9 protein-coding genes are annotated in these 18,617 nt (G+C 44.9%); all 9 read left to right on the top strand.

What is annotated here, in order from left to right; genetic code table 11:
- The coding region (locus L6I86_RS23520; protein ID WP_236290862.1) for an S-layer homology domain-containing protein at positions 1–4,378 on the top strand (4,378 nt) is incomplete at its 5' end.
- A gap of 392 nt (positions 4,379–4,770) precedes the next feature.
- Complete coding sequence (locus L6I86_RS23515; protein WP_236290861.1) at positions 4,771–7,881, top strand: efflux RND transporter permease subunit; 3,111 nt, start codon at positions 4,771–4,773, stop codon at positions 7,879–7,881.
- A 32-nt stretch (positions 7,882–7,913) separates the two neighbouring features.
- Positions 7,914–9,167 carry an efflux RND transporter periplasmic adaptor subunit gene (locus L6I86_RS23510; protein WP_236290860.1) on the top strand — a complete coding sequence of 418 codons (1,254 nt, stop codon included), beginning with the start codon at positions 7,914–7,916 and terminating at the stop codon, positions 9,165–9,167.
- A gap of 27 nt (positions 9,168–9,194) precedes the next feature.
- On the top strand, positions 9,195–10,946 hold the full coding sequence (locus L6I86_RS23505; protein WP_236290859.1) for a hypothetical protein: 1,752 nt from the start codon (positions 9,195–9,197) through the stop codon (positions 10,944–10,946).
- 266 nt (positions 10,947–11,212) lie between these two features.
- Positions 11,213–13,009, top strand: a complete 1,797-nt coding sequence (locus L6I86_RS23500; RefSeq protein ID WP_236290858.1) for a cache domain-containing sensor histidine kinase — start codon at positions 11,213–11,215, stop codon at positions 13,007–13,009.
- Positions 13,006–14,553: a response regulator transcription factor gene (locus tag L6I86_RS23495; RefSeq protein ID WP_236290857.1), complete on the top strand. Its 1,548-nt coding sequence runs from the start codon at positions 13,006–13,008 to the stop codon at positions 14,551–14,553. Before L6I86_RS23500 ends, L6I86_RS23495 begins: the two co-directional genes overlap by 4 nt.
- A gap of 250 nt (positions 14,554–14,803) precedes the next feature.
- Positions 14,804–16,669: a 3D-(3,5/4)-trihydroxycyclohexane-1,2-dione acylhydrolase (decyclizing) gene (iolD, locus tag L6I86_RS23490; protein WP_236290856.1), complete on the top strand. Its 1,866-nt coding sequence runs from the start codon at positions 14,804–14,806 to the stop codon at positions 16,667–16,669.
- A 21-nt stretch (positions 16,670–16,690) separates the two neighbouring features.
- Positions 16,691–17,599, top strand: coding sequence for a myo-inosose-2 dehydratase (gene iolE, locus L6I86_RS23485; RefSeq protein ID WP_236290855.1), 909 nt, complete (start codon positions 16,691–16,693; stop codon positions 17,597–17,599).
- A gap of 7 nt (positions 17,600–17,606) precedes the next feature.
- Positions 17,607–18,617, top strand: a complete 1,011-nt coding sequence (gene iolC / locus L6I86_RS23480; RefSeq protein WP_236290854.1) for a 5-dehydro-2-deoxygluconokinase — start codon at positions 17,607–17,609, stop codon at positions 18,615–18,617.

Raw genomic sequence — 18,617 nt, 5'->3', positions numbered from 1 at the left:
AGCAGGTAGCTATACCTTTACGGCAACATTAGGAAGTTTGCCGGCCAACACAACCAATACAGATAATTTAACAGCGACAGTGGAAGTTGTCGTCTCGCCAGTGATTACAAACATCACAGCATTTGATGCGATTGGGGATATTTCAGCAGGGACGGCCGGTGCAGCAAGTTATGCAAATGCTGGTGAAGTGTCAGCAGCGTTATTAGCCAGCCATGCAGTAGTAACGGCAGATGGCAGCACGATCACGGTACCGGTAATGGCATGGGTGGATGTGGACAGCTATAATGCATCTGTAGCAGGTAGTTATACATTTACGGCAACGCTAGGGAGTTTGCCGGCACACACAACCAATACAGATAATTTAACAGCGACAGTAAAAGTTGTCGTCTCGCCAGTGATTACAAACATCACAGCATTCGATGCCATTGGAGATGTAGCAGCAGGGACGGCAGGCACAGCTAGCTATGCAAACGCAAGTGCTGTGTCAGCAGCGTTATTAGCCAGCCATGCGTCAGTGTCGGCAGATGGCGGCACGATCACGGTGCCGGTAACAGCGTGGGAAGATACGGACAGCTACAATGCATCCGTTGCCGGTAGTTATACATTTACGGCAACACTAGGAAGCTTACCGGCTAATACAACCAATACAGACAACTTAACAGCGACAGTAGAAGTTGTCATCTCGCCAGTGATTACAAACATCACAGCATTCGATGCCATTGGAGATGTAGCAGCAGGGACAGCAGGCTCAGCCGTGTATGCAAACGCAAGTGCAGTGTCAGCAGCGTTATTAGCAAGCCATGCGTCAGTGTCGGCAGATGGCGGCACGATCACGGTGCCAGTAACAGGTTGGGAAAATGCGGACAGCTATAACGCATCAGCAGCAGGCAGTTATACATTTACGGCAACGTTAGGAAGTTTGCCGGCAAACACAACTAATACAAACAACTTAACAGCGACAGTGGAAGTTGTCGTATCACCGGTCATTACAAACATCACAGCATTCGATACTATTGGGGATATTTCGGCTGGGACGGCGGGTGCAGCAAGTTATGCAAATGCTGGTGAAGTATCGGCAGCGTTATTAGCAAATCATGTGACTGTAACGGCAGATGACGGTACGATCACGGTGCCAGTTACGGCGTGGGAAGATACGGACGGCTACAACGCATCTGTAGCAGGTAGCTATACCTTTACGGCAACATTAGGAAGTTTGCCGGCCAACACAACCAATACAGATAATTTAACAGCGACAGTGGAAGTGGTCGTATCGCCGGTCATTACCAACATCACAGCATTTGATGCCATTGGAGATGTAGCAGCAGGGACGGCGGGAGCAGCAAGTTATGCAAATGCTGGTGAAGTATCGGTAGCGTTATTAGCAAACCATGTGACTGTAACGGCAAACAGCGGCACGATCACGGTGCCAGTAACAGCGTGGGAAGATACGGACAGCTACAACCCATTTGTAGCAGGTAGTTATACATTTACGGCAACGTTAGGGAGTTTGCCAGCTAATACAACAAATACAAGCAGCGTAACAGTAACAGTAGAAGTTGTCGTCTCGCCAGTGATTACAAACATCACAGCATTTGATGCCATTGGGGATATTTCGGCAGGGACGGCAGGCGCAGCAAGCTATGCAAATGCAGATGCCGTATCAGCAGCGTTATTAGCCAACCATGCGACTGTAACCGCAAACGGCGGCACGATCACGGTGCCAGTATCTGCATGGGAAGATACAGACAGCTACAATGGATCTGTAGCAGGTAGTTATACATTTACGGCAACATTAGGGAGTTTGCCGACTAACACAACCAATACAGATAATTTAACAGCGACAGTAGAAGTTGTCGTAGAGCCAGTGATTATAAACATCACAGCATTTGATGCCATTGGGGATGTAGCAGCGGGGACGGCAGGCGCAGCAAGCTATGCAAACGCAGGTGAAGTGACAACAGCATTGTTAGCGAGTCATGCGAGTGTAACGGCTGATGGCGGTACGATCACGGTACCAGTAACAGCATGGGAAGATACGGACAGCTACAACCCATTTGTAGCAGGTAGATATACATTCACAGCAATATTAGGAAGTTTACCAGCAAACACAACGAATACGGACAACGTAACGGCGACGGTAGAAGTTGTCGTATCGCCAGTAATTACAAACATCACAGTATTCGATGCCATTGGAGATGTAGCTGCAGGGACGGCAGGCTCAGCAAGCTATGCAAACGCAAGTGCAGTGTCAGCCGCGTTATTAACAAGTCATGTGACTGTAACAGCAGATGGCGGGACGATCACGGTGCTGGTAACGGAATGGGTAGATGTGGACAGCTACAAAGCATCCGTAGCGGGCAGCTATACATTTATAGCAACATTAGGAACCTTGCCGGCTAATACAACCAATACCGATAATTTAACAGCGACAGTAGAAGTGGTCGTCTCGCCAGTCATTACCAACATCACGGCATTCGATGCCATTGGAGATGTAGCAGCAGGGACGGTCGGTGCAGCAACCTATGCAAACACAGGTGAAGTATCGACTGCGTTATTAGCAAGCCATGCAACTATAACGGCTGATGGCGGGACGACCACGGTGCCAGTAACGGCATGGGTAGATTCGGACAGCTACAACGCATCCGTAGCTGGCAGCTATACATTTACAGCAACATTAGGAACCTTGCCGGCTAATACAACCAATACGGATAATTTAACAGCGACAGTAGAAGTGGTCGTCTCGCCAGTCATTACAAACATCACGGCATTCGATGCCATTGGAGATGTAGCAGCAGGGACGGTCGGCGAAGCAACCTATGCAAACACAGGTGAAGTAACAGCCGCGTTATTAACAAGCCATGCAACAGTAACGGCAAACGGCGGTACGATCACAGTGCCAGTAGCAGCATGGGAAGATACGGACAGCTACAACCCATCTGTAGCAGGTAGATATACATTCACAGCAACATTAGGAAGCTTGCCGGCTAACACAACCAATACAGGCAGCGTAACAGCGACGATAGAAGTTGTCGTAGCGCAAGTGATTACCAACATCACAGCATTCGACGCGATTGGAGATGTAGCTGCAGGGACGGCAGGCTCAGCAAGCTATGCAAACGCAGGTGCAGTGTCAGCCGCGTTATTAGCTAGTCATACGTCAGTGACGGCAAATGGCGGAACGATCACAGTGCCAGTAACAGAATGGATAGATACAGACAACTACAACGCATCCGTAGCAGGCAGCTATACTTTCACGGCAACGTTAGGAAGCTTACCAGCAAACACAACCAATACAAGCAACGTAACAGCGACAGTAGCAGTTGTCATAGTAGAACCTCAACTTCCTCCAACGGACGGCGGTGGTGGTTCAACAACACCTATAATCGACAATCCAGTAACCTCAACAGATGGTACATTAACACTTCCTGTTGGTAAGCAAGGTATTGTTAGCTTGGAAGATGAGGCAATTGTCTCAATTCCGGCCGATGCTACAGACAGAGAGTTACAAGTAACGATAGCCAAAGTGTTAGATACGAAACCGCTTCTAACGAATAAAAATGGTTTAGCCAGCCCAATTTTTGAGATTCTGAAAAACTTCTCAGAGAACTTTAATAAACCAGTCACGTTAACTTTTGTTTTCGATAAAGCAGCAAAATGGAGTAGCGACCAAATAGTAGCTGTGAACTATTTTGACGAAGTGAAGAAGGAATGGGTGGAAGTTCCTGGTGGTAAAATCAACGAAAATCACATTACCGTAGAAGTTAATCACTTCACGAAATATGGGGTGTTCGTTGTCGGTGAAGCACCAACTCTACCAACACCAGAAACGGATCCAATCATAAACTTAAGTGATATTTCGGGACATTGGGCTGAAGCAAATATTAAGCAAGCGGTAAGCGGTGGAATCGTCGTCGGATATCCGGACGGAACGTTTGCGCCGGATCAGTCTATAACGCGTGCAGAATTTGCCGTGATGCTGATGACTACGTTGAAAATGAAAGGTGAGGGAGCAGCACTGACTTTCACAGATGCAGGGAAGATAGGAACTTGGGCACAGAAAGCAGTTGCGCAAGCTGTACAAGCAGGCATTATTCAAGGCTATGACGATGGTACATTCCGTCCGTACGTAGAAATTACGCGCACTGAGGTGGCAGTGATGATTGCGAAAGCGATGGGTCAGTCTATACCTGCGAATATCACAACCGGCTTCGCTGATGACAAGAACATTCCGGCATGGGCGAAAGCAAGTGTTTCTTACGTGAAGCGAACTGGTGTTATGCAAGGGAAAGGCTATGACCAATTCGCCCCTCAAGACCATGCAACAAGAGCAGAGGCTGTAACGGTTCTACTAAATATGCTAGCGCAAAAGAGTAAGTGAAAAACGATTTGCCATCTCCTCTCTAATCAAAACTGAGGGATTTATAGGAGAGAAAAGCGATGGAGCCGATCCATCGCTTTTCGGCATTTCATACAACATAGTTTGAAAATCAGATAACCGATGCCCTCCCATTTTAGAGGCATCGGTTTTGTTTTGTTACACGCTCTCACATGAAGTCACAATCGTTTTAGCTTGTTCATATTACCAAAATATGACTTATATATGACTTTACTCACCTGTAATAATCATAATGAAAAGCTATAATAAATCCTGATCGAACATACACGGAATTGTCAATTTCAGTATATTTACTGTTAAAAAATTCCAAGTATGATGAAAGAGTGAGCAGTAAGATTGTAAGCATTAAAGCTGGTGATAGGGGAGAAGTGAGAATGTCCAAGTTAACTGAGTTTTCAATGAAAAATGTGGCAGCGATTTTCATCGTCATGCTGCTGTTGGTCGTAGGAGGAACCTATTCTACAACCACACTGAAGGTAGAAAGTATGCCTGACATTACATTTCCGGTTGTCATTATTAGCACGACTTATGTAGCACCTCCGAAGGATGTCCTTGACGAAATTACGAAGCCATTAGAGAAAGCTGTTGCCGGGTTGGATGGACTCAAAACCCTAAGCTCCGGATCACAGGACAATTACTCACAGATTATTCTGGAGCTAGACCAAGATAAGAAACCCGAAGATGTTAAGAAAGATGTAGAAAGCTTGATATCTAACGTTAAGCTGCCTCAAGGCTCTGAGAAACCCAAAGTGTTAACGGCAGGCTTTGCTTCAGACCCTGTTTATTATTTGGCGGTATATGGTGAGGCAGGAATGAACCAAACCGAGCTGGATAAAGCCTACAAAGATACAATTCTTCCTGGTTTTAATGGGCTCAAGGGAATTGACCATGTCGATTCTGTAGGCAATCAGGATGCTGTTCTTACCATAAAACTTGATGCGCCTGCGATAAATAATTATGGTCTAACACCCTCAGAAGTTTCTAGTTTGATCAAAGCCTCCTTGGTATCTAGTCCGGCAGGTACGGTAGATTTCAATGGAAACACACAGATGGTTCGAGTCAAAGGTGAACTAGATACCATTTATAACTTAGATAACTTGAAAATCACCACGAAAACAGGCGATACATTGCTTCTCAAACAAATTGCCAAAGTTGAAGCGATCAGCGAGTCCAAGTTCATTGCAAGATTAGATGAACTGCCGGCCATTGGCGTACTGCTTTATAAAACGAAAGCTGCGAATGCGGTAGAATTTGCAGATAGTGCTGACAAGCTTATGACGGACTGGAGCCAAACGCTGCCTGGCGTAAAGTTCCACAAAATTTATAATTCTGCCAACGATATTAAAGATTCTATCCACGGCATGGTGCAAGAAGGTGGATTAGGTGCCGTACTTGCTTCATTAATGATCTTGCTTTTCCTACGCAATGCACGTATGACAATCATCGTACTCGTGTCGATTCCTCTCTCCATTCTTGTTACGTTACTATTTATGGGCCCTTTAGGCATTTCCCTCAACATCATGACATTAGGTGGAATGGCCATTGCAGTCGGGCGAGTTGTGGATGACAGTATTGTCGTTATTGAGAATATCTATAGTCAGCTGCAAAAAGCTCAAGATCGTAATGAATCTGTTATTAAATTAGCAACGAAACAAGTTTCCAGCGCAATTACTTCCTCAACAATTACCACGGTCGGTGTATTTGGTCCCATCGGATTCGTAAGTGGGGTCGTTGGTGAAGTATTCCGTCCTTTTGCGATAACACTTGTCGTAGCCCTAATGTCATCATTAATTGTGGCACTAACGGTAATTCCAATGTTAGCGAAGATTATGGTGCTTAAAAGCAAGAAGCTTGCAAGTCACGATGACAATCACGTCGGCCCAATGGGTGTGAAATATAGAAAAGCACTCATATGGTCCTTGAATAACCGAATCAAAACGTTATTTATGGCTGGGGTTGCCCTTATAATCTCGATTTTCATTACAGTACCTAATTTAGCAGTAGCTTTTATGCCGGATAGTGAAGCAGTCAAACAAGGTGTAATTGAGATTAAAATGCCGCGAGAAACATCCATTGAAATGATGAATGAGAAGTCCAAAGAACTTGAAAAAGAATTAAAATTACACACAGATGAAGCTGGCAAACCTGCATTCAAGTACATTGAATCTCTTGTTGGATATAACCAAAGCAGTGATCGATTTGCTTATCGAGCCATGATGTTCTTTGAGCTAACAGCTGAAACCAATGCGACTGAAGGTGTCAAAGCGTATAAGGAAGATATGTTGAAACTGATGCCTGAAGGATCAGATGTGAATATTCAATTGTTTACTGGAGGGCCTCCTACCTCAACTGGAGCTGATTTCTCGTACTCCCTGAAAGGGGATGACCAGCTCTATCTGAAGCAAGCCTCACAGTTGGTCAAAGATAAATTGAAGGAATTCCCTGAGCTGAATGACATTAAAGACAGCTTGAGTGATTCCAAAACGGAAGTCGAGATTGTTGTAAATCAAAACAAAGCACGATTGTATGGACTTTCAAGTGCTCAAATTTTACAATCAGTCAACGCCTGGATAGCAGAAGAGAAGCTTGGTGATCTGAAATTTAATAACATTACTTATGCCACTAAAGTGATGTTGAATCCTATGTACAAAAACTCTGTAGATAAACTGGGTACATTCTTGATCAAGACGCCTACTGGTCAAACGATACAGTTGAATGAAGTAGCTCGAGTTGAACAGATTGATGCACCAAATAGCATTAGTCGTGAAGATCAAGAACAAATCGTTAGTGTAAGAGCCAAAATTGATGCCGCGGATAAAGGTGGCGTCAGTAAGAAAATTACCGAAGAACTGGCCAAGTTAGAACTGCCTTCTGGCGTCACTCGTGAAGTAAAGGGTGTATCCGACGATATTCAAAAAAGTTTCATGCAAATGTTTATGGCTATTATAGCTTCCATCTTCATTGTGTACATGGTTATGGTTATTGCCTTTGGTAACGCTAGAGCGCCGCTTGCCATTCTGTTTTCACTGCCGCTAGCAGCTATTGGGGGCCTCTTAGGACTACTAATAACCGGCGAATCGATCAACGTAACGTCACTCATCGGCTTCCTCATGCTAATTGGTATCGTTGTAACCAATGCGATTGTACTCGTAGACCGCGTGCAGCAGCTGAGAGAACAAGATTATTCAATTCGTGACGCACTCATTGAAGCCGGAATTACGAGATTAAGACCTATTATCATGACGGCAGGTGCAACGATACTTGCACTGATGCCTTTAGGACTTGGATTATCCAAAGGAACGATCATTTCCAAAGGTTTGGCCGTTGTCGTTATTGGCGGTCTTACGACTTCGACGCTACTAACGCTCGTAATCGTGCCAATTATTTATGAGATTCTATTTAAGAAAAGAGAAGGCGGCTTCTTCAAGAGAAGAAAAGGAAAGCCGAATGCCATCCAATCAGAGCAAGCAGCATCTGCACGTTAATCATCTATATCGGGGAAAAGGGGAAAATGAATATGAAACGTCAGTTGTTTATGATCAAACAGAGCACCAAGATATTCGGTGTCCTCGCGCTTAGCGCGGCGATAGCCGTAGGATGTTCCTCAACACCAGCAGTAAGCCCTGCGGCAACAACAGCTGCCCAGCAAGGGGATAAGGTAGTGAAAACGGCAAAAGTCACAAAGCAAAAGATTGGTGAACCTCTAGAACAAGTGGGTGATGTCGTATCATCCGTTCAATTAGATATTATTACCAAGTCCGGTGGCGAAGTTATTGAAATCCTGAAAAAACGTGGAGATATTGTTGATAAAGGCGAAGTGCTTTTCCGATTGGATCCAACGGATGTGCTGATACAAAAGGATTTGAATGCAGTAAGCATCAAAGGAGCACAGGCTGGACTTACAGCGGCTAAGCAAAATACATCGAATGGTATCGAAGATGCCAAAGACCGTGTTGCTAAGATGGAGAGCGCGGTTAGTGACCTAGAGAAAGCTTACAGCAGGGTTCACAATGAATACGATCTAGGAACAGCAACGAAATCCGATTTAGAACAGATGGAAACGAAGCTAAACAATTCCAAAAAAGATCTGGCAAGCGAACGTAGATCGCTGAAAACCATGCAAGAGACGAATTCGCTGGCACAAGCGGAATCCAGTTTAGAATCAGCGCAAGTAAATGCGAAGAATATCGAGAGGGCTCTAAGCAATCTTGAGGTAAAAGCACCAGCTTCCGGTGTGCTGACGGATCTCAATGTGACGGTCGGTCAGACAGTAGCGCCAGGCGGTCGCGTAGGGGAAGTTCAACAGACGAATCCAGTTAAAATCAAATCTCAACTTAGCGAAGAGTCAGCTAATCTTGTTAGAGGTAAGAGTGAATTGACATTCTACATTCCTGGTGTAACGACGAAAGCCGGAGCCAAAGTAACCTACTTATCGGATGTCATTAATGGACAATCCAAAGCTTATGATCTGGAATTGGAAGTTCCGAATCCGGAGGGCAAACTGAAACCAGGATCGAAGGCACAAGTGGAGCTAACCAAAGATGATGAACAAAACGTACCTGTTATTCCAAGCCTTAGCATCGTTCGTGAAGGCGGAAATAACTTTGTTTATGTCGTAAGCGGAGATAAGGTGCAAAAGCGTAAACTTGAACTTGGTCGTTTGAATGAGACGAATCAGGAAGTTATTTCTGGGGTCAAAGAAGGAGAGATTCTGGTCATTTCCGGACAACACCAACTGAAAGATCAAGACACGGTAAAAGTGAGTAACTAACCTAATATGTATGAGGAGGAGACATAAGTGAAAATTAAGATGAAGAGATCTCTAGCTACTCTTGTTCTATCAGCTGTCCTTTTATCTACAGCATCTATACCCGCATGGGCTGCAGATGGTCAGAACTTGTCAGGACTAGCTGCAGCAAGCACGGATGTTAGCTACGCGCTTTCAAATAAAGTTGAGGTTGAAATCAAAAGCATGCTCAATGAGCACGAATCGGATTCCACTAAGTTAGGTACAGTCCTTCGCATTAGAAATACGAGTGATAAAATCACGCGTGTACCTGACTTTGAACTACGGGTTCTGATGGCAGACGGTATTGAATATACACTGCAGCCTAGTGCCAAAAATCCGAAGTCCATTCAACCCAAGAGTCAGCTGGAGCTTAGCTACCTGTCGATAGTTGAAAGGAGTGACGATGTTGATCTAACGACCATCAACTTTATAGATGTGGATATGGACGTGTATCCGAAAAAAGAAACAACACTGCTTACTATCCCTGTTGATGCTGGTACCGTATGGAACGGCAGTGACAGTACCATAACGAAATCATCTGCTATTCTTAAATGGGGAGAAGCCTTTGCCTTACCATCTTCGCGCTCGCCCCTTGGCTTCATTCCTGTAGATATTCATAAGGAAATTACAGCGAAAGGCGTTTCCACGGTAGTTCAAATTCAAGTCGTAAATGCAACCAAAGAACGTCAGTCTGTACCTAATTTTGGGATTGATGGAAAGTCAGAAAGTAAGGTTTATTCTGGTAGTCGTGCCGAAGCTGCAGTTACGCTAGATCCAGGTGAGAAGAGATATATCCATATCGTCATTCCAACAGATCTGGATACGGAATTCACCAGCCTGAATGTAGTCACACCAGAGAGTTTTGCTGTTTCATTGGGTGAAGGTAAGTTCCTTGAAGACACCTACCGGGTAGGTCGTGTCAATATACTCCTCCCTGGAGGAGCTGCGACGCAGGGAGTTATCCCTGCCCCGGAATATATCTTAGGTACACCAGTTAAACTGGATTCTACGAATAAATTCATTCCGTCTAATGTCGATGTTTCTTTGGTTGAATTACACGTAACAAGTAATGAAGATGATGGTTTTAATACAGCCGTGGCAAAGTTTAAGTTGACGAACAATAGTGATCGTCCGATCCCAATTCCGGCGATACAAACGGAGCTTGTTAGTTTAGATGGTTATGCTTATGGAGGAAGAAGACAGGAAGCTACAGCACTAAGTGTTGTTCCTAATGCTTCCTATGTCGTTAGCTATTCGTATGCACTTCCCGCTTCGGAGACGGGTGAAGGTTTGAAAATGAACCTCTACAGCCAACAAATGAATGGAGACATATCGTATAAATCACTTCTTGCCTCGGCAAAGGTACCCGTCCAGAAGAATGACCTGACGAGTAAAATACTTAACGTATACCCCTATGATATTACCATCAAAGATTGGACGATTTCAGCTATTTACCAAGCTAATATGAGTTATGATTATAAACTTAAGCTGGATCTAAGCATGAAGCCAGATAAGAATGTTACGGTTGATAAGTTTAACAGTAAGCTCTCATTCGAATTATTTGATAATGTTGGAAATCCTGTTGGAAAATCAGTTCAAGCCTTGTCAGGCGAAGGCCGTTTGTACAATGGGACTAACACAATAGATTTAAATGCAAGATCCAACCAGCTTGATTTCCCGATTCAAGTCAAAGTATATGAGATGTTCATGAACGAAAATGGTGAATCCGTTAAGAGGTTGTTGACCACTTTCAAACAATAGTTAGATGTAAAAGACCGATGACCCTTAACTTGGGAACATCGGTTTTTGCTTTGTTTTGGTTCTGAAACTAAAAAATTAGCGGGAAAGCGAGTAATGTTGTTATAATATCGTTTAAGGCTCGGTCACTTATGAGAAAAACTTCTATCGAAGTACTTCGAGGATGTGCGACCGCGTTTTAAATGTTATTTTTATCGCCAATAAGAATTTGTTCACCCGAGTACTGGAAACTTAGAAATTCTTATGTGGTAAACAAAGGGGTAAATGAGATGCTATCCTGGATTCGAAATATAATTATGATTAATCGCAGCTTCAGGGTGAAACTTATTCTCAGTTTATCCATTATTATTTTATTGGCATTCTGTTTGACCGGGTATTTAACGTATCGCTACAACTTAACGTTGTTCGAGGAAGAGATCAGTAAGCAATTTACCAGTACGAATGAAGAAGCGCTAGCGAAGCTGGACCTTAAGGTGCAAGAAGTTGTTCGTATTTCGCAAACGGTTGTATTTAATCCAGCCATCGAAAAGTTGATTTCACGCATTAATTTAAATGAAAGCTCAGACGCCTTTGAACGTTATTTTGATAAGAAGCAAATCGAAGATCAGGTCTACCAACTCAAATCAGATGCGCCGTATATTACAGGGATGTACCTATATGACTTAAATGGGAATCCATCGTATTTCAGCTATACGACTTCTGCCATTAATGTCCCAGATGAAAATGTATTCAAGGTGATTCGTTCCAAAATTAGCGACACCTCTGGCGATCTCGTGTGGATTAGCGTGCCATTAGCATCATCTATTGAGCCAAGTGGTTATAGAAATACGATCATTGTGGCAAGGTTTATGAAAAATAGTAGTTTGACGACGTACGGTGTACTCGTTATGGCTTTCGACGAATCCTTCTTCTCAGGATCACTGAAGGAGCTAACTAAAGCAGGCCAAGGGCAAGTTTATTTGTTTAATAAGAATAGAGAACTGTTATTTACGAATTCGCCCGTTCATTTAGATCAATTATCGGTGCTTCAAAATATGAACCAAACGCAATTAATGGAGCATCATTTGTATGTACAAGGAGAATCCGAAGTAACCAATTTCAAGCTCGTGAGTGGAACTTCGTTAACAGAGATCCAATCTAGAAGTCGCGATTTATTCAGAATGATTGTTTACTCTGGTTTGGTAAGTATTCTACTGGCCAGTGTCTTAATCGTACTTTCCACGGGGAATTTACTTCGACCGCTTAAGGATTTAATGCTTGGACTTCGCAAGGTTCGCTCGGGTGATTTCGATGCACGCATCGAAATACGTACCCATGACGAGTTAGCTTATATGGGCGAAAGCTTTAATGCAATGGCCGAACAGGTCGGACGGCTTATTAAGGAAGTATATCTCACGCAATTAAGTGAGAAAGAAGCGGAGCTTAAAGCTTTACAAGCGCAATTAAATCCTCATTTTCTACACAACATGTTCAATGAAATTTATTGGAAGCTATATCTGCAAGATGAAACCGAGACGGCCGCGTTGATCGCTGCCATTTCAGAGATGCTCAAATATTCCTTGATGCCTGTTCGAACGCTGACGACGGTTAAAGAAGAATTCCAGCAGATCCGTAACTATTTGAAGATACAGAAGGAACTGTTTGAAACGGATTTGGAAACCATCATTCAAGTGGATGAGGATGTCATGGACGTTCAGGTAATGCGTTCGCTGCTTCAGCCGTTAGTTGAAAATGTATTTATGCATGCTTTTCGCAATATGGTTTCACATAAAGTTTTGATCATCAAGGCAAGCAGACGCGACGACTTCCTTGAGATTGAGGTTACCGATAATGGGTGTGGGATGGATGAGAAGGCTGTTTCACAAATATTGGGAGTTCAGGGCTCTTCTTTGCCTCATCGTACGGATGGACGAGAAAGTCTCGGTGTACGGAGTGTTGTGAGAAGGATTGAGTTGGTGTATGGCCCTCCGTTCCGCATGGAAATCTCAAGCCTCGTGGGGAGTGGAACCAACATGCGTCTTATTCTGCCTCTTCTAATGAATGATGAAAGGAGATCACTGGAATGAGAAGCGGAAAAGTGTTGATTGTCGAAGATCAGTTGAATTTTAGAAAAGGGCTAGTCAAGATGCTGCAAGGTGGAGAGCTGGGCTGGCAAGTGGTCGGTGAGGCGGGGAATGGGCAGGACGCCTTAGGACTGCTTGATGAGCTTCAGCCTGATTTGGTCTTAACGGATATTCGGATGCCCATCATGGATGGTATTGAATTCGTAGGGCATCTGCGGAAGAATTATCCGGAGATGATCGTGATTATTTTGACAGGATACAAAAATTTTGAATACGCACAAGCCGCTGTAAGGCTGGGAGCGTTAGATATTCTAATCAAGCCGTGCACGGAAGACGACGTTCGTCAGATCATGAACAAAGCATCAGAACGATTCTATGAGAAGTATTCGCATCAGCAGAAACAACTCTTGCAAAGACAGCTGCAACAAGATCAAGAGCTTCGTGCTGTATTACTGGATCTCCCCTATGAAATGAGCACATTGCCTGGCTTGAACCAAGCGTTGTCTGGTAAAGAATTGTGGTTATTGCATATGAATAATGAGGATATGGCGAATCGATCGAATGGTAAAAGGGACATGAGCTTGCTGCAATTTGCTTTCTCCAACATTGTGGAAGAGCTTGTGAAAGGAGCAGGTCTGGAAGCCCGCCTCTTATTAGTGGAACATGACACATTCCTCTTAGTGGCTGGACTACACCAGGTCGATGAAACTTTGCAAAGCAGTATTCCAACGGCCTCCTTTGAATATTTGAAAATTCGTACAAGCATAGTTTCAATGGGGCTAGCGCCTTCCGCAATTGACTTGGCACAATTGTATCTGTTAACGAAAGAGGCTGTCTCAGATCCCATTAAACTTCCTTCTTTAAGCGGAAGTGAAGCGGGATCGGGGATCATGCTCTCCCTTAATCAGGCAAGGGTCAGAGAGATGGAAGTTCAGCTCATGTCAGCCATTCTAGTGGGACAAGAGGATAGCCTGCACGTGCTGTTGAATCGCGTGATACAGGAGCTAAGCCTCACATCGCCTGAGGAGATGCGACTTGGCGCGTTGTCACTGTCTATTGCGATGCACGGGACGATCCAGAAGCAGTTTGATCCTGACGATCAGAATGCGCTGACTAGGCTGCCGAACGAAATGCCGCAGATCCACTGGACTCCGAAAGAGGTGCTGGATTGGGCAGCTGAGCAAGTGAAGCAATTCCTGCTTCAATTCAATCAATGGCAAGCGTCCAAAAGTGATAATGTGGTTGAGCGGGCTATTAAATATATTGAGGAACACTACAACGAGGAATGCCGATTGACGGATGTGGCTGCTCATATTCATTTAAATCCAAGTTACTTCAGTGTTGTTTTCAAAAAAACAACGGGAGAAAGTTTTACACGATTCGTTACCCGGGTCCGTATGGATAAAGCGGCCTTGCTTCTGAGGAATACGGATATGAAAATATTTGAAATTGCTTGCGCGATTGGGTTTGATGAACCCAATTATTTTACGAATGTCTTCAAGCAGCAGTTTCAAATGTCACCGAAGGAATACAGAAGCAGTAAGTAATCTTACGTGTATGATCACAAATAAATGAAAAACTTGCTCAAAATATGAGCAAGTTTTTTTGTTGGGAATTAGCTGGCGAACACTTACTGGACATCTCGTGATCCGGAGCTCGAGTTAGTGGTTTCAAAAAAAGCATTGCGAGTAAAATAAAAATGCTGTATGATCGGATTAAGCGCTTAACCCGTACAGGGGCGAGCGCTTAAAGATTGGAAGATTAAGCGCTTAACCTCTGAAAGGAAGGGAGATTTACATGCGTACAATTCGACTTACAATGGCACAAGCATTACTTCGCTTTCTAGACCAGCAGTACATTTCCATCGATGGACAGGAGACTAAATTTGTTCAAGGTGTCATGGGGATTTTCGGACATGGCAATGTAACTGGGATTGGAGAAGCGTTGGAGTATAGCGCGGGTGACCTTACGTATATACAAGGCAAGAACGAGCAAGGAATGGTCCACGCTGCAACCGCTTACGCGAAGCAAAAGAACCGCAAACAAATTTATGCCTGCACAACCTCTATCGGGCCAGGCGCACTCAATATGGTAACGGCTGCGGCAACAGCGACTGTCAACCGCATACCGGTACTGCTGCTGCCGGGAGATAATTTTGCTTCGAGGCAGCCCGATCCCGTCCTGCAGCAGCTTGAAGTCACGAACGATTATACGATATCTGCGACCGACCCATTCAAGTCAGTGAGCAAATACTGGGATCGGATCGTTCGTCCTGAGCAGTTGATAAGTGCAGCGACGCAAGCGATGCGGGTGTTAACGGATCCAGCGGAAACTGGCGCGGTGACCTTAGCGCTTCCCCAAGATGTGCAGACGGAAGCCTACGACTATCCGGAAGCCTTTTTCGATAAGAAAGTTCATTATATCGATCGCCGACCAGCGGCGCAGGAAGCTGTCCAAAGAGCGGCAGCAGTGATCTTAGGTAAGAAGCGTCCGCTAATTATTGCAGGCGGCGGCGTACTATATGCGGAAGCGACGAAGGAACTAGCGGAATTTGCAGAAACGTTCGGCATCCCGGTTGCGGAAACGCAAGCAGGGAAAAGCTCGATGCCTTGGAATCATGCACTGCATGTCGGTGCGATTGGCGTGACAGGAGCACTGGCTGCGAACAAGCTAGCGAAACAAGCAGATTTGATTATCGGTTTGGGTACGCGGTATTCCGACTTTACGACAGCATCCAAATCAGCTTTTGAGAATGACGATGTGCAATTTATTAATATCAATATCAGCGGCTTCGATTCTTCGAAATTAGGCGGTATTTCGATTACAGCTGATGCGAAGGAAGCACTAAGCTTACTGCGCGAAGCACTGACTTTCCTTGATTATTCGAGCAACTACGAGACAGGTTACATAGCAACTTTGAAAGACGAATGGGATCGAGAAGTGGATCGTTTGTACCAAGCAGAGTGTGCAGAAGGCTTTGCTCAAACACACGCGCTTGGTGTGATCAATGAAACAATTGACGCTTCCTCGGTTGTTGTTTGCGCAGCGGGAAGTTTACCTGGCGATTTACACCGTTTATGGCGTTCAACGGAGCCCAAAACGTACCATATGGAATACGGCTTCTCTTGTATGGGATATGAAGTAAGCGGTGCCTTCGGCGCAGCTTTGGCGGAACCGGGGCGTGAGGTGTACGCGATCGTCGGGGATGGCAGTTACTTAATGCTTCACTCGGAATTAGTGACGAGCTTGCAAGAGGGGCAGAAATTCACGATTCTGCTATTTGATAACCATGGCTTCCAATGCATTCATAATCTGCAGCGCAGTCAAGGAAGCGAAGGCTTCGGGAATGAATTCCGTTACCGGGAATCGGGGACGCGTAAGCTGACTGGCAACTATATGCCGATTGATTTCGCAGCACATGCGCGCAGTTTGGGAGCGAAGTCATATAAGGCGACTAATCCCGAAGAGCTGAAGGCAGCGCTGCTGCAAGCGAAAGCAGAAACGGTGACAACCTTGATTGAAATCCCTGTCGTACCTGGCACGAACACAGGCGGTTATGAGTCTTGGTGGCAAGTTGGCGTACCTGAGGTTTCGGAGAGTGCCAAAGTGTTAGCAGCCCATGAAGAGATGAAGAAAAACATACAAGCGGCTAAACCCATTTAACTAAGAAGAGGTGACCTAACGATGGAAGAACTACCGTTTAAGCTAGGCATACATCCGATTAATTGGGTGGGAGAGGACGTCAAGGAACATGGCGCTGATACCACATTTGAACAGATCGTAGATGAGATCCAGAAGCTGGGATTAACCGGGACGGAGATGGGGCGCAAATATCCGACCGATAGTAATGAGCTGAAGAAAGAACTATCAGAACGTGGTATCAGTCTCGTATCCCAATGGAAATCGGTCCTGTTCTCGGATCCTGCTTACCGAGAAGAAGAACTGGAAGCTTACCGTAAGCATGTGCTATTTCTGAAAGAAATGGGCAGCACGGTCATTTCTACAGCGGAAGTCGGGGGTTCACTCCATTTTGATCCGCGTCGTACACCGAACGAGAAAGAGGTGCTTCGCCTCGATGAAGCAGGCTGGCAGAGCTTAGCAGAAGGACTAAACCGTGCGGGAGCTATTGCAGCGGAACACGGGCTGAAGCTGACCTATCATCATCACGGAGGAACGGTAATTGAATCACCGGAAGAGATCGATCGATTGATGGAACTAACCGATCCTTCCTTGGTCTACCTGCTGTTTGATACTGGGCATACCTACTACGGTGGTGGAGATCCGTTGACGGTATTGCGCAAACATTACAACCGAATTGCTTACATTCATTTGAAAGATATTCGCCAAGCTGTACTGGATGAAGCGCGCGCGGAGCAGGTTGATTTCGTAACTTGTATTCGCAAAGGTGTGTTTACCGTACCAGGGGATGGCTGCCTTGATTTTGCACCGATTTTCAAAGAGTTATTGGATCGTAAATACACAGGATGGGCGATGCTCGAAGGCGAGCAAGACCCTGCAACCCATAACGCTTACGAATATGCGAAAAACGCACTGAACTATATACATTCTTTATTAATCAAAGAAAGCAGGTAATGAGGCCATGACCTATGTGACATTCCCGCAAGAGAAATCACTTGATTTTGTAGCTATCGGCAGATTATGTATCGACTTGAATGCGAACGAAATTCACCGTCCAATGGAAGAAACGATGACGTTCACGAAGTATGTTGGCGGGTCCCCAGCAAACATCACGATTGGTATGTCCCGATTAGGGATGAAAACAGCGTTTATAGGCAAAATCGCGAATGATCAAATGGGTCGTTTCATTGCTACCTATTTAGAACGTAACGCGATTGATACAAGCAATGTCGTGACGGATCGCACAGGCGCTGTGACTGGACTCGCTTTTACAGAAATTAAAAGCCCGACAGATTGCAGTATCCTGATGTATCGCGATAACGTGGCTGATTTGAAGTTAACACCAGATGAGGTTCAAGAATCCCTGATCGCAAACGCAAAAGTATTGCTAATCTCCGGAACGGCTCTAGCTCAAAGTCCATCACGCGAAGCGGTGTTCCAAGCACTGAATTATGCGAAGAAGCATGGGGCCATCATCGTATTTGATCTCGATTATCGTCCATACACATGGATATCTCCTGAAGAGACGGCAGTGTACTATAATCTGGCTGCTGAGAAATGCGATATTATTCTCGGTACGCGCGAAGAGTTCGACATGATGGAGAAGTTTGAACATAATCCGGAAAAAGATGATCATATCACAGCGGCAAAATGGTTCGACTATTCCGCTAAGATTGTCATTATCAAGCATGGCAAAGACGGTTCTATCGCCTACACACCTGATGGTGTCGGTCATCGCGCGAAGAGCTTCCCAGCGAAGGTTGTTAAGACTTTTGGAGCTGGTGATTCTTATGCAGCGGGCTTTATCTATGGGGTTATGCAAGGTTGGACGTTGGAAAAAAGTATGGAATACGGAAGCGCAGCTGCTTGTATCGTGATTTCCAGTCATAGCTGCTCGGATGCGATGCCAACTGCGGCTGCAGTGGATGATTATATTGAACGTTGCAATCGTGGAGAAATCACAGCGTCATAA

This window comes from Paenibacillus allorhizoplanae (assembly GCF_927798215.1).
Lineage (GTDB): Bacteria > Bacillota > Bacilli > Paenibacillales > NBRC-103111 > Paenibacillus_E > Paenibacillus_E allorhizoplanae.
This window is presented reverse-complemented; position numbering and strand designations above follow the sequence as displayed.